Source organism: Stenotrophomonas sp. 220_Sma, assembly GCF_056487375.1.
Genome location: NZ_CM151348.1, coordinates 4,606,691 through 4,620,142 on the forward strand (window position 1 = coordinate 4,606,691; position 13,452 = coordinate 4,620,142).

The following is a 13,452-nucleotide window of genomic DNA, read 5'->3' on the forward strand; positions in this document are numbered from 1 at the left end:
GCTACAGAGTTACTTGGCAGACACCCGCCACACCACGTCGCCCACGTCGTCGGCGACCAGCAGTGCGCCTTCGGCGTCCATCGCCATGCCTACCGGTGCGCCCATCAAGGTCTTCTCGTCCTTCGAGGCGAAACCACTGACCACGGTCTGCGGCCGCCCGGTCGGCTTGCCGTCCTTGAACGGTACGTAGACCACTTCGTAGCCGCTCAGCGGCGAACGATCCCAGCTGCCGTGTTCGCCGATGAAGGCGCCGCCGTGGTACTGCGCCGGCAGTGCCTGGCCGGTGTAGAACAGCAGGCCCAGCGGTGCCACGTGCGAGCCGATGGCGTAGTCCGGCGTGATGGCTTTCGCCACCAGGTCCGGCCGCTGCGGCTGCACGCGCTCGTCCACGTGCTGGCCGTAGTAGCTGTAGGGCCAGCCGTAGAAGCCATCCTCCTTCACCGAGGTGAGGTAATCCGGGACCAGGTCGGCACCGATTTCATCGCGCTCGTTCGCGACTGCCCACAGCTGGCCTGTGCTCGGCTCCCAGTCCAGCCCGGTCGGGTTGCGGATGCCCGACGCAAAGATGCGGCTGCCACGGGTGGCCACGTCCACTTCCAGCACCACCGCGCGGCGGTACTCAACGGCCAGGCCATTCTCGGTGATGTTGCTGTTGGAGCCCACGCCCACGTACAGCTTGCTGCCATCGCGGCTGGCCAGCAGTTCCTTGGTCCAGTGGTGGTTGATGGTGCTGGGCAGGTCGGTGAACTCACGGCCCTTGTCGGACATGCGGGTTTCGCCCGGCACATAGTGGTACTGCACGATGTTGCCGGTGTTGGCCACGTACAGCGTGTCACCGATCAGTTGGATGCCGAACGGCGAATGCAGGCCTTCGATGTACACGTGCTGGGTCCAGGTGTTCGTGCCCGGTGTGCGGCGCAGCAGGGTGACCCGGTTGCCGCCCTTGCCGGCCTTGCCCGAGCGCGCCTTCACCTTGCCGGCGATCCACTGCTTGGGCGTGGTGACCGGTTCTTCGCCGGGGCCATTGCCCTCCACCACCAGCACATCGCCGTTGGGCAGGGTCAACAATCGCCGCGGATGCTGCAGGTTGGCGGCGATGCGTTCGATCTTCAGGCCTTCGGCCACGGTGGGTGACTGCCCATCGGCCCAACCCACGCCACGAGGCACCTGCATCGGCGGCATCAGGAAGTTCTTAGGTGCTGGCAACGGCGGCTTCGCACCCGACTGGTCGGTGGGGTGGTATTCGGCCTTGCCGGCACAGGCCGACAGCATCACGGCCAGCGCCAGGGCGCCCACGGTAGGCAGGATGTGCTTAGCCATGACGACCTCCCTGCAGCACCGGCGGCTGCAGCGACAGCAGGATCAGGCCCAGCGCGATCAGGGCCACGGTCAGCGCCGACAGGATCGTGCCCGGCACCGCGACGGCATAGGCATCGCGGCTGTGCACGAAGGCGTTCCAGATGGCCAGCACGACCGCGACCAGGTTGAGGAAGAAGTCGATGCGGTCGATGCGGGTGGCGGTGCCGTTGCGGCGCCAGACCGCGAACAGGTTGATCAGGCGCGGAATGATGGCGATCAGCAGGCCGAAGGTGATCAGCCAGGCGGCGGCCTTGCCCCACATCACCTCGGCGCTGTTGAGGTAGATCGCGTCGAAGATCAGCGCGCCGACGAAGAAGCCGAAGGGTATCGGGTTCAACAGGCTGAACAGCGTGGTGCCGAGGCCGCGATGGGCCTGGGCCAGAGGGTTGACCATCATCGTGCTCCGATGCGGAAGGGTGCACGGGCTGTAGTAGCACAGCCGGATGTGAGGGCGCGCGATGATGCCGGGTAGATCCACGCCATGCGTCGATACGCGTGCCAACCAAGGTGGGCACCTACCAGATGCGGGCCGCTGCAGTCGTCATTACCCCACGGCATAAGCGTTTGTGACGCAATCGGCACATCTGCAGATTGGGAGTGTGAAGAGGTAGGGGGTTGTTCGTTGTGTCGCGTTTGGCTCGTTGCGATGGGGCAGTTCCGCCCCGCCGTCCTGCCATGCCGATTCACAACAGAAGGATTCGTGTATGAAGCGACACACGCAACGCTCCGCGCCACCGCGCTCCGCGCGCCTGGCCCTTGCCACTGCCCTGGTGCTGGGCAGCCTGGCCGTCACCGCCCAGGCCCAGCAGGCCGATCCGCTGGCCGGGCGTCAGTGGCATCTGCTCAACACCGGACAGGCCGTACTGGGCGATACCCTGCCGGTGGCTGGCAACGATCTGAACGTGGATGGCCTGTTCCGCAATGGCATCCGTGGCCAGGGCGTCACCATCGCCATCGTCGATGACGGCCTGCAGATCGCACACCCGGACCTGGCCGCCAACGTCGCGGCGGTCGCGGGCAAGAACTTCGCCAACCAGAGCAACAACCCCTCACCGTCCAATCCCGACCGCGACAATCACGGCACCATGGTCGGCGGCATCGCCGGTGCAGTAGGTGCCAACAATCTGGGCGTGCGCGGCGTGGCCTCGGCGGCCACCCTGAAGGGCTTCAATTTCCTGGCGTCCAATGCCCAGGGCAATTCGAATTCCAACATCGAGTACTCGTGGTGGGACGGCGCCGAAGTGGCCGACGTGGGGGTCTTCAACAACAGCTGGGGCTCCAGCCCGGGCAACCCCAACCTGCCGCTGGCCTACAGCCAGAACGACATCGCCGCCTATGAGCAGGCCATGTCCGGCACCCGTGGCGGCCGCGGTGGCATCTACGTGAAGGCCGCAGGCAACAACCACAACAACGGCGCACGCTCGGATGGCACCGACATCTGCTCGGCAGACACCAAGAACCGCAACACGGGTTGCATTCCGGCCGGTCGCGACCCGCGTAACAACCTGTTCAACGTGATCACCGTTGCCGCCGTGCGCGCCGATGGCGTGCGCTCGTCCTACTCGTCCACCGGCTCGGCGCTGTGGGTGTCCGGCTTCGGCGGTGAGAATGGTTGGCAGCGGCAGGTCGTGCCGGGGCAGCTGGCGATCCGCTACGATCCGGCCATCCTCACCACCGATGTCACCGGCTGCGCGCAGGGCAGCAACAAGAACACGAGCCTGCGCAACACTTTGGACGGCGACCAGTCTGCCATCGACAGCACCTGCAACTACACAGGCAAGATGAACGGCACTTCGGCGGCCACGCCGATGGTGTCGGGCGTGGCGGCGCTGCTGCTGGAGACCAACCCGAACCTGTCCTACCGCGATGTGAAGTACATCCTGGCCACCACCGCCACCCGCACCGATCCGAACCGGGCAGCGGTGACCCACTCCGACGGCCGCGTGCTGGTGCCGGGCTGGACGGTGAATGCCGCCGGCCGTGCCTACAGCAACTGGTACGGTTTCGGTGTGGTCAATGCAGCACGCGCGGTACAGGTCGCAGAGGACTTCCAGCCGCTGGGTGCACTGGTGGATAGTGGCTGGCGCAACACGACGCGTACCGTGGCCATCGGCAATACCTCGGCGGCCGCGGCGCGCCTGACCTTCCAGCTGGCCAACGGTGCGCGCAACATCGAGAGCGTGCAGCTCGGCTTCCGCGTCAACCACAGCAACACCCGCCAGCTGCAGTTCGTGCTGATCTCGCCCAGTGGCACCCGCAGCGTGGTGCAACCGGCATTCACCGCGATCGGCTCTGGCCTCAATGGCGTCCAGCGCAACTTCACCAACTGGGACCTGCTGTCCAGCAATGCCTTCCTGGATGAGAACGCCACGGGCACCTGGACACTGGAAGTCACCGACCTGGGGCAGGCCGCGAACGCAGCATCGCGTGGCAACCTCGAATTCTTCAAGATCCGCGTTCTGGGGCACTGATGATGAAGACGACCATTCTGTTGAGCACCCTCGCCCTTGCGGCGATGACCACCACCGCCTGGGCACAGAGTTCGGGCCAGACACCTCCGGCGAAGACCTTGTCGACCGTAGACACGCAGCAGTTGAAGGCAGAGGCCACCGGCCGTTCGTTCAATGTGGGCGGCTCGCGCTTCCAGCTGGCGCCGTCGGCAACCGTGCAGCAGGCCAGCGGCGGCCAGTTCCGGATCACCACCGGGGCTGATGCCAGCGCGGCGGCCGTCGGCACCCGCAGCAAGCGGTCCACGGATGCGTCTACCGGTGTGGCCGCACGTGCGGATGCCGGTGCCAGCAAGTTTGCGGCCGCTGTCTCCAACGATGGCGCACCGGTCGTGGCGACCTCGCGGGTCAAGGTGTTCTTCACCGATGCGGCTTCGGCGCAGCGTGCGGCCACCGCCACCGGCGGCACCGTGGTGAAGGTATCCAAGGCCTCGGGCCGCGCGATTGTGGAGTATCCGTCGGTGAACGCGGCACTGGATGCGACCACCAAGCTGCTGTCGACCGCCGGCATCAAGGCGGCCGAGCCGGACGTGGTGCAGTGGGAAGAAACCAAGTAAGGCGTTGAGTGGTGCCCCCGGCCGGTTGGCTCTCCTGGCCGGCCGGGGGATTGGTGTGTGGGGGGTGTGCCGACCAACGGTCGGCACCCACCAGATTCATTCACCGCGTGTCGACCAAGGTCGACACCTACCGGGGCAGCGGGCGCGACGAACAGGCGGCATCAGCCGGGCATGGCCCAGGATTACCGGGCGGCGAGCGTGTCGCTTTGCTTGAGGTGGCAGCTGGCCAGCGGGCCGTTGCCGGCGGCCGGATGGCCAGGCTCGAGCAGCAGGCGCTGCACGTCCGAGAACAGCTTGTCCACCGGCATGCCATAGGGCGCGAACAGGCGCAGGCGGCCTTGGCGATCAAACACGTAGCCGCCGGCGATGTGGCTCATGGTGTAGGTCTCCGGCACCGGGCCGGGTTCCTTTTCGTAGAACGCCTTGAAGTCGCTGGCCATCGCGGCCAGTTGCGCTTCGTTGCCGACCAATGCGACCGCCTTGGGGTCGAACGCTTCCACATAGGTGCGGGCGACTTCGGGCGTGTCGCGTGCGGGATCGACACTGACGAACACTACCTGCAGCTGGTCGGCATCCTTGCCCATCAGGTGCTTGACCTGGCTGAGCTCGACCATGGTGGTCGGGCACACGTCCGGGCAGCTGGTGAAGCCAAAGAACAGGTAGGTCACCTGCCCCTGCAGGTCCTTCGGCCCACGCACGGTGCCGTGGCTGTCGGGCATCGACCACTGCTGGCCGAGCTCTTCGCAGGCGATGTCCTTGGAATAGAAGTCCATGCGCGACTGCGCACTGCAGCCGGCCAGCAGGCCGATGGCCAGGCCTGCCAGCAGCGGCAGGCGGAAACGGGGAGAGAACAACGAACGGGCAACAGCAGCAGGACGCTTCACGGGTACCACCAACGCAGACGCGGGCGGGGTCTCGGTCAGGCCTGCCCTTGGGGGAAAGAGGACGGAGGTGCCGGGGTGATCGCGCGGTCCATGCCGATCACCCCGGCCACGGTCAGTTGATCATCATGTGGTAGTGCATGCTCCAGATGATCCAGACCGACAGTGCGACGACGATGAACAGGATCACCAGGGTGAACACGAAGCTGGCCAGGTTCCAGCCACCTTCGGACTTGCGGTCCATGTGCAGGAAATAGACCAGCTGCACCAGGATCTGCGCCACCGCGAAGCCGACCAGCAGGAACAGCGTGAGCGGCCGCGACAGCACCGGGTTCATCACCAGCGCGAACGGCACCACGGTCAGCAGCGCGCACAGCACGAAGCCGATCAGGTAGGACTTGGTGGAGCCGTGCGCATTGCCGGCGCGCGAGGTTTCGACGTGGGCCATGTCAGAAGGCTCCGATCAGGTAGACGAAGGTGAAGACGCAGATCCACACCAGGTCCAGGAAGTGCCAGAACAGGCTCAGGCACGACACGCGGGTGATGTTGGTCGGGGTCAGGCCGCGGCGGTAGACCTGGTGCATGACCACCGCCATCCAGATCAGGCCGCTGGCCACGTGCAGGCCGTGGGTGGCGACCAGCGCGAAGAACGCCGACAGGTAGGCACTGGTGCTGGGGCCCGCGCCTTCGTGGATCAGGTGCGAGAACTCGTAGATCTCCATGCCGATGAACGAGGCACCGAGCACGAAGGTCACGCCCAGCCAGCGCAGCACTGCCGAGGTGTCGTGACGATGCATCGCCAGCACGGCCTGGCCGTAGGTGATGCTGGAAACCAGCAGCAGGAAGGTCTCGGCCATCACGAACGGCAGCGAGAACAGGTCCTTGCCGGTGGGGCCGCCGGCGTAGGCGGTGCTGAGCACCGCGTACGAGGCGAACAACGAACCGAACAGCACCAGGTCGGACATGAGGTAGACCCACATGCCGAACACCTTCATGCCGCCCTGCTCGTGGCCATGGTCGTGCTCGTGGTGGTCCTCGTGCGCCTGCGTGTCGCTGGCCAGCTCGGGGCGGGTCAACAGGTTCATGCGCGTACCTCCTTCAGCTTGGCAAGGTTGGCCGCTTCGGTGCGCGCCACCTCTTCGGAACTGACGTAGTAGTCCACGTCCTCGTCATAGGACCGCACGATCAGGGTCACGATCATCGCGATGAAGCTGGCCGCGGCCATCCACCAGATGTGCCAGACCAGGGCGAAGCACAACACCAGGATCCAGATGTTGAGGATCAGCGGCACGCCGGTGTTCTTCGGCATGTGGATCGGTGCGTACTTCTTCGGCGGCGGCGGCAGGCCGCGCTTCTTCGCTTCGTGGAAGGCATCCAGCTCATCGGCCTTGGGCACCACGGCGAAGTTGTAGAACGGCGGCGGCGACGGCGTGGCCCATTCCAGCGTGCGTGCGTTCCACGGGTCGCCGGTCAGGTCCAGGTTGCGCTTGCGGTCGCGCACGCTCACGTAGATCTGTACCAGCATCAGGATGATGCCCGCGAACACGAACAGTGCACCGATGAAGGCGGCGATCAGGTACGGCGTCCACGCCGGGTTGTCGTACTGGTTCATGCGGCGGGTCATGCCCATGAAGCCGAGCATGTACAGCGGCATGAAGGCCAGGTAGAAACCGATCACCCAGCAGGCGAACGACCACTTGCCCAGGCGCTCGTTGAGGGTGAAGCCGAACACCTTCGGGAACCAGTAGGCGAAGCCGGCCAGATAGCCGAACAGCGCGGCGCCGATGATGGTGTTGTGGAAGTGCGCGACCAGGAACAGGCTGTTGTGCAGCAGGAAGTCCGCGCCCGGAATGGCCAGCAGCACGCCGGTCATGCCACCGATGGTGAAGGTGACCAGGAAGGCGATGGTCCACAGCATCGGCACACTGAACTCAACGCGACCGCCGTACATGGTGAACAGCCAGGTGAAGATCTTCACGCCGGTGGGAATGGCGATGATCATCGTCATGATGCCGAAGAAGGCATTGACGCTGGCACCGGAGCCCATGGTGAAGAAGTGGTGCAGCCAGACGATGAACGACAGGATGCCGATCGCCAGCGTGGCGCCCACCATCGACTTGTAGCCGAACAGCTTCTTGCGCGCGAACGTGGCGGTCACTTCAGAGAAGATGCCGAACGCCGGCAGCACCAGGATGTACACCTCCGGGTGGCCCCAGGCCCACACCAGGTTCACGTACATCATCGGGTTGCCACCCAACGTGTTCGTGTAGAAGTTGAAGTCCAGGTAGCGGTCCAGGGTGAGCGCACCCAGCGCCACGGTCAGGATCGGGAAGGCGGCGATGATGATCACGCTGGTGACCAGCACGGTCCAGGTGAACACCGGCATCTTCATCAGGGTCATGCCCGGCGCACGCATGCGCAGGATGGTGATGAACAGGTTGACGCCGGTCAGCAATGTGCCGATGCCCGACGCCTGCAACGCCCAGATGTAGTAATCGACACCGACCCCTGGACTGAACTCGATGCCCGACAGCGGCGGATAGGCCACCCAGCCGGTCATGGCGAATTCGCCGACACCCAGCGAGATCATCATCAGCGCTGCGCCGACCACGAAGATCCAGAAGCTGAAGGCGTTGAGGAACGGGAACGCCATGTCGCGCGCGCCGATCTGCAGCGGCACGATGATGTTCATCAGGCCGACCACGAACGGGGTGGCCACGAAGAAGATCATGATCACGCCGTGCGCGGTGAAGATCTGGTCGTAGTGCTCCGGTGGCAGGAAGCCGTCACTGCCCGGGCCAGCCGCCGCCAGCTGCGCGCGCATCATCAGCGCATCGGCAAAGCCACGCACCAGCATGACCAGCGCTACCACCACGTACATGATGCCGATCTTCTTGTGGTCCACGGTGGTGAACCAGTCACGCCACAGCGGGCCCCACAGCTTGAAGTACGTCACCGCGCCGAGCAGCGCGAGGCCACCCAGCACCATGGCCGCCAATGTGACCACGACGATCGGCTCGTGCAGCGGCACGGCCTCCCACGTCAATTTACCCAACATGTTCGTTACTCCTGGGAAACCTGGGCACCGCCGGCAGCGCCCGCCGGGGTCGCAGCAGCGGTGTTCTCACCAACGCCGATGAACTGGTCGATGACCTTCTTGAACAGCAGTGGTTCAACACTGGAGAAGTGCTGCACCGGTGCGTTCTTCGACGGTGCGGCCAGCGCCTTGAACTGCGTGAAGCTGAGCGCGTCCGGCGCGCTGCGCACCTCGGTCACCCAGCGCTCGAACTCTTCGTTGCTGCTGGCGGTGGCGATGAACTTCATGTTCGAGAAGCCATGCCCGCTGTAGTTGCCGGACATGCCGCGGAACTGGCCGGGCTCGTTGGCGATCAGGTGCAGCTGCGTGCGCATGCCGGCCATCGCGTAGATCTGCCCACCCAGCTGCGGGATGAAGAAGGTGTTCATCGTCGAGTTGGAGGTGATGTTGAACGCCAGCGGGCGGTCGACCGGGAAGTTGAGCTGGTTGACCGTGGCGATGCCCAGGTCCGGATACACGAACACCCACTTCCAGTCGGTGGCGATCACGTCCACGTGCAGCGGCTCACCGGCCACGTCCAGCGGCTTGTAGGGGTCCAGCTCGTGGGTGGACTTCCACACGATCACCGCCAGCACCGCGATGATGATCAGCGGCACGCCCCAGACCACGATCTCCACCTTGGTGGAGTGCGACCAGTCAGGCATGTATTTGGCTTTGGTATTGCCGGCGCGGTAGCGCCAGGCGAACACGAAGGTCAGCACGATGGCCGGTATCACCACGATCAGCATCAGGCCGATGCAGATCAGGATCAGGTCGCGCTGGGCGAGCCCGACCATGCCCTTCGAATCCAGCAGCACCCAGTCGCAGCCCGTCAGGGCGATGCAAGCCAGGGCGACCAGCGCCAGGCGGATGCGGTTCCAGCAGATATTCATTGGAGGTCAACCCTGTTGAAGAAGCGCGCTTGACCGGCTCGCCTGCGCGCAGCGCCCGGGCGTGGAGCGGCTACACTGTGGGTACGAGGTCGCCTACAAGCAGGCGAACCACTCCAATCAAGCCCATACAAGATACATCATTGTATGGACTTGTGCATCTGTACGTATGGAAAAAACTGACCGATGACGCCACCTGCCGCCGGCCGCCGCCTGAAACACCCCAATCGCACCTGGGTTCGCCCCTTCCGCGAGGGCGCCGGCCCGCTGTACCTGCAGATTGCCCAGCAGGTGCGCGAGGCGGTGGATGACGGCGTGCTGCGCCCGGGCGACCGCCTGCCGCCGCAGCGCGACCTGGCCCAGCAGGTGGGCGTGGACCTGACCACGGTCACCCGTGCCTTCGCCGAGCTGCGCCAGGCCGGCCTGCTCGACGCCCAAGGCGCTGGCGGTACCTTCATCGCGCTGTCGGCCGGCAACCGCAGCACCTCGGTGGACCTGAGCATGAACATCCCGCCGCTGCTGGGCAGCGCGCCGTTCGCACAGGGCATGGAGGCCGGTTTCCAGCACGTGGGCCAGCAGCTGGGCCAGGGCGAACTGATGAGCTACCACGTCGGCGCCGGCACCCGCGAGGACCGCGCCGCCGCTGTGCAGTGGCTGTCACCGATGCTGGGGACGGTCGGTGCCGACCAGGTGGTGATCTGCCCCGGCGCGCAGACCGCGCTGTGCGCGCTGATCCTGGCCCGCACCCAGCCGGGCGAGCTGATTGCCGCCGAGCAGCTGACCTATCCGGGCCTGCTGGCTGCCGCGCGCGTGCTGCAGCGGGGCGTGGTGCCGGTGGCGATGGACGCCGAGGGCATGCTGCCGGAGGCGCTGGAGGAGGCCTGCCAGCTGCGTCGCCCGCGTCTGCTGTACCTGGTGCCGACCATCCAGAACCCGACCACGGCAACGATGTCGGCACAACGCAGGCAGGCCCTGCTGGCGGTCGCGAAGCGCCACGATCTGACCGTGATCGAAGACGATCCCTACTGGTTGCTGGCCGGAGACGCCGCGCCGCCGCTGGCCGCGCACCGCGATGCCGGCTGCCCGGTCTATTACATCTCCACCCTGTCCAAGTGCCTGGCCCCGGGCCTGCGCACCGCCTACCTGGTGGTGCCGGCCGGCGAGCCGATGGAACCGGTGCTGGATGCGCTGCGCGCGATCGCACTGATGCCGACCCAGTCGATGGTAGCGGTGGCCTCGCAGTGGATCCGCAGCGGCCAGGCCCAGGACATGGTGCAGCGCTTCCAGCAGGAACTGCGCGAGCGCCAGGCCATTGCCGCCCGTTACCTGCCGGCCCGTGCCCAGGCGCATCCGGCCGGCCTGCATGTGTGGCTGCCGCTGCCGCCGCGGCTCGACCAGTACCGGTTGATCCAGGCCGCACAGGAGCAGGGGCTGGGCATTGCCAGCTCCGATGCCTTCAGCGTGGAAGAACCGCCACCGGGCAATGCGATCCGCCTGTCGTTGGGCGGCGCAGTCGACCAGGGCGCGCTGGCCGGGGCGCTGGCCAAGCTGAACGAGATCCTGTCCGAGGCCCCCGAGGCACGCCACAACGCCATCGTCTGAACGGGGCGCATGGCGCTTTATCCATACAAGATGATATTTTGTATGCAATGTATGGATGAAGGGACGTGCATCGATGCGCGCCGAGAAACTGAAATTCCACCTGGTGATGGCCGGGTGCGGTGGCTTTGTGGTGTTGATGCTGGCCGCGCTGGCCTGGGTCTGCCTGCAGCCGCAGACCGTGGATGTGCAGGCCGCCGAACGCCACGCCATCGAGCAGTGCTTGCAGCGCAGCGAGGATCCGTCGCGTAGCGAGATCCAGCGCCGCGCGCAGGCCGATTCCTGCCGCGAGATGCGCAAGCAGTACGTGCACAAGTTCGGCCGGGAAGATTCCTGATGGGCGCAGCCGCGCCTCGTCGCCGCTGGCTGCTGCCGACGATGATCGCCCTCGCCTGCCTGTTCATGGCCGGCGTGGCAGCTGCGTTGTGGCAGTACTTCGGCTACAGCGCGCAGTCCACCTTCACCGAACAGGCCATCGTCTTCGACGATTCGCAGCTGCGCCTGCCGGCCGATCTGGCCGGTGATACCGGCCGCATCCGCGTGGTGCATTTCTGGGACCCGGCCTGCGGCGTGTGCAATCGCGAGACCGGTGCGCACCTGAGCTACCTGATCAGCATGTACCGCCGCGCCGGCATCGACTTCTATGCGATCCGCCGCCCGGGTACGCAGGGCGAGCTGCCCGAGCCGCTGCGCAACAAGGTGATCAACCTGCCGACCATTGATGGCATCGAACACATCCCGGCCAGCCCCGCCGTGGCCATCTGGGACCGGCACGGCCACCTGGCGTACGCCGGCCCGTACAGCATCGGCATGGTCTGCAACTCGGCCAACAGCTTCGTCGAACCGCTGCTGGAAAGACTGGTGCGCGGCGAGACCGTGCGCCCGAAAGGACTGCTTGCCGTGGGCTGCTACTGCCCGTGGCAGGCCAAGCGCTGAGGACGCGCAATGACATCACTGACGCTGGCCGGCGTGGCCGCCGCAAACAACAACGGCGGTCACCTGTCCGAACCGACCGATGGTTATGGACAGGCTCCCGCCGTTGGAAGCAACGATACGCCCCGACATGCTCCGTACATGCCGCGACCGGATGTCGCAGCCCGCGAATGGGTGCAGGACGTACTCGCGCACAGCGGGCCGATCTACCTGCGCATCGTCAACTCGCTGGAACGCACGGTGCGCCGCGGTGGTCTCGCACCGGGACAGCGCCTGCCTTCGCAGCGCGCGTTGGCACAGCAGCTCGGTATCGACCTGACCACGGTCACCCGCGCCTTCGATGAAGCACGCAAGCGTGGCCTGATCGAAGCGCGTGGACCACAGGGCAGTTTCATCGCACCGCCCAAGGCCGGCTTCGACCAGGTGGTAGACCTGAGCATGAACGTGCCGCCGGTGCCCGATGCCGACGCGCTGGCCGAGACGCTGCGCCGCGGTGCCGCCGCCGTGCTTGCGCGCAGCAACGCGCCGAACCTGATGACCTATCACCTGGGCGGCGGCAATCCGACCGACCGCCACGCAGCGGCGCGCTGGCTGCAACCGATGCTGGGAAAGGTGGACGATGCCTGCCTGTTGCTGACCGAGGGCGCACAGGTGGCGCTGGCGGCGATCCTGGTCAGCCAGGGACGCGACGACGACGCGATCCTGTGCGATGCGCTGGTCTATCCGGGCCTGCTGCAGGCGGCCGCCGCACTGGGCCGGCGCCTGCTGCCGGTGGACAGCGACGAACACGGCATGTGCCCCGAGGCGCTGGCGCGGTTGGCACGCGAAAGCGGTGCGCGGCTGGTCTATCTCAATCCCACCTGCCAGAACCCGACCGCACTGACCCTGCCGCTGCATCGGCGCGAAGCGTTGGCGCGCGTGCTGGAAAGCGAAGGCCTGCTGGCGATCGAAGACGATCCGTACTGGCATCTGGCCGAAGATCCGCCGCTACCGTTGGCAACACTGGCACCGCGTCATGTGTTCTACGTGGCGACGCTGTCGAAGGTGATCAGCCCCGGCCTGCGCACCGCCTTCGTGCGTTGTCCGAGCGCGGCGCATGCCGAGGCGATGACGGCTGCACTGCGGGCAACGCGGTTGATGGGCCATCCGCTGGTCTCGGCGCTGGCCAGCCAGCTGCTGCTGGATGGTTCGGCGCAGTCACTGCTGACGCAGGTGCGCACCGAGGCGCGCGAGCGCATGCGCATGGCCCGCTACCTGCTGGCGCCATCGCTGCTGCAGCGGGCTGAAGGCCTGCATGCCTGGTGCCGGATACCGGCACCGTGGACCGATGCCACCCTGGTGCGCACCGCACAGCTGCAAGGGCTGGCGATCGCACCGTCATCGGCGTTCTGCCTGCCGGGGGTATCGCACCAGAGCGGCGTGCGGCTGTCGTTGGGGCTGGCGGCGGATCGCCGGCAGCTGGAAAGTGCGCTGCGGCGGATTGATCGGTTGTTGTTGTCGGATGCGTTGCCGGCGATCGAGCGGTAGGTGGAGAGCATCCACGCATGGCGTGGATCTACGGGACCCGCTTCGGTAGATGCCAACCTTGGTTGGCAATGCCCGTGCACGCCATGCGTGGATGGAATGTGCCGACCAACGGTCGGCACCCAC

At 66.1% G+C, this 13,452-nt stretch carries 13 protein-coding genes; 6 read left to right on the forward strand and 7 right to left on the reverse strand.

The genetic code is table 11. The features are described from left to right. Window positions 1–9 precede the first annotated feature (9 nt). Window positions 10–1,320: a PQQ-dependent sugar dehydrogenase gene (locus ACZLIB_RS21490; RefSeq protein ID WP_478468676.1), complete on the reverse strand. Its 1,311-nt coding sequence runs from the start codon at window positions 1,318–1,320 to the stop codon at window positions 10–12. Then, entirely contained in the window at window positions 1,313–1,753 is a 441-nt protein-coding gene (locus ACZLIB_RS21495; RefSeq protein ID WP_049400823.1) for a DUF2231 domain-containing protein, read from the reverse strand. The genes ACZLIB_RS21490 and ACZLIB_RS21495 overlap by 8 nt, the downstream gene beginning before the upstream one ends. A gap of 310 nt (window positions 1,754–2,063) precedes the next feature. Here ACZLIB_RS21495 and ACZLIB_RS21500 point away from each other — a divergent pair, with 310 nt between their 5' ends. Together ACZLIB_RS21500 and ACZLIB_RS21505 are read left to right on the forward strand one after the other, a co-directional pair. Continuing rightward, the gene (locus tag ACZLIB_RS21500; protein ID WP_049400824.1) at window positions 2,064–3,830 is read left to right on the forward strand and encodes a S8 family serine peptidase; all 1,767 of its coding nucleotides are present in this window, start codon (window positions 2,064–2,066) and stop codon (window positions 3,828–3,830) included. Next, the gene (locus ACZLIB_RS21505) at window positions 3,830–4,423 is read left to right on the forward strand and encodes a S8 family serine peptidase (RefSeq protein WP_006399785.1); all 594 of its coding nucleotides are present in this window, start codon (window positions 3,830–3,832) and stop codon (window positions 4,421–4,423) included. Before ACZLIB_RS21500 ends, ACZLIB_RS21505 begins: the two co-directional genes overlap by 1 nt. 182 nt (window positions 4,424–4,605) lie before the next feature. On the opposite strand, the gene ACZLIB_RS21510 is transcribed toward ACZLIB_RS21505, so the two are convergent. The 5 genes from ACZLIB_RS21510 to cyoA all read right to left on the reverse strand — a co-directional run bounded on the left by ACZLIB_RS21510 (window position 4,606) and on the right by cyoA (window position 9,273). Continuing rightward, the gene (locus tag ACZLIB_RS21510; protein WP_478469953.1) at window positions 4,606–5,277 is read right to left on the reverse strand and encodes an SCO family protein; all 672 of its coding nucleotides are present in this window, start codon (window positions 5,275–5,277) and stop codon (window positions 4,606–4,608) included. A gap of 142 nt (window positions 5,278–5,419) precedes the next feature. Further along, on the reverse strand, window positions 5,420–5,752 hold the full coding sequence (gene cyoD / locus ACZLIB_RS21515) for a cytochrome o ubiquinol oxidase subunit IV (RefSeq protein WP_006399830.1): 333 nt from the start codon (window positions 5,750–5,752) through the stop codon (window positions 5,420–5,422). A gap of 1 nt (window position 5,753) precedes the next feature. Next, window positions 5,754–6,389 (reverse strand): cytochrome o ubiquinol oxidase subunit III, encoded by a 636-nt coding sequence (gene cyoC, locus ACZLIB_RS21520; RefSeq protein ID WP_080281857.1) that lies wholly within the window; start codon window positions 6,387–6,389, stop codon window positions 5,754–5,756. Further along, window positions 6,386–8,362: a cytochrome o ubiquinol oxidase subunit I gene (gene cyoB, locus ACZLIB_RS21525; RefSeq protein ID WP_478468677.1), complete on the reverse strand. Its 1,977-nt coding sequence runs from the start codon at window positions 8,360–8,362 to the stop codon at window positions 6,386–6,388. Before cyoB ends, cyoC begins: the two co-directional genes overlap by 4 nt. 5 nt (window positions 8,363–8,367) lie before the next feature. Then, entirely contained in the window at window positions 8,368–9,273 is a 906-nt protein-coding gene (gene cyoA / locus ACZLIB_RS21530; RefSeq protein WP_134950806.1) for a ubiquinol oxidase subunit II, read from the reverse strand. A 183-nt stretch (window positions 9,274–9,456) separates the two neighbouring features. Here cyoA and ACZLIB_RS21535 point away from each other — a divergent pair, with 183 nt between their 5' ends. The 4 genes from ACZLIB_RS21535 to ACZLIB_RS21550 are packed head-to-tail and all read left to right on the forward strand — an operon-like array spanning window position 9,457 to window position 13,329. Beyond that, a complete protein-coding gene (locus tag ACZLIB_RS21535) occupies window positions 9,457–10,872 on the forward strand; it encodes an aminotransferase-like domain-containing protein (RefSeq protein ID WP_478468679.1) in 1,416 nt (471 codons plus the stop codon). A 55-nt stretch (window positions 10,873–10,927) separates the two neighbouring features. Beyond that, a complete protein-coding gene (locus ACZLIB_RS21540) occupies window positions 10,928–11,206 on the forward strand; it encodes a hypothetical protein (protein ID WP_019336318.1) in 279 nt (92 codons plus the stop codon). After that, window positions 11,206–11,805 (forward strand): DUF6436 domain-containing protein, encoded by a 600-nt coding sequence (locus tag ACZLIB_RS21545; RefSeq protein ID WP_478468680.1) that lies wholly within the window; start codon window positions 11,206–11,208, stop codon window positions 11,803–11,805. Before ACZLIB_RS21540 ends, ACZLIB_RS21545 begins: the two co-directional genes overlap by 1 nt. A 9-nt stretch (window positions 11,806–11,814) precedes the next feature. After that, complete coding sequence (locus tag ACZLIB_RS21550; RefSeq protein ID WP_478468682.1) at window positions 11,815–13,329, forward strand: aminotransferase-like domain-containing protein; 1,515 nt, start codon at window positions 11,815–11,817, stop codon at window positions 13,327–13,329. The last annotated feature ends 123 nt before the right edge of the window (window positions 13,330–13,452 follow it).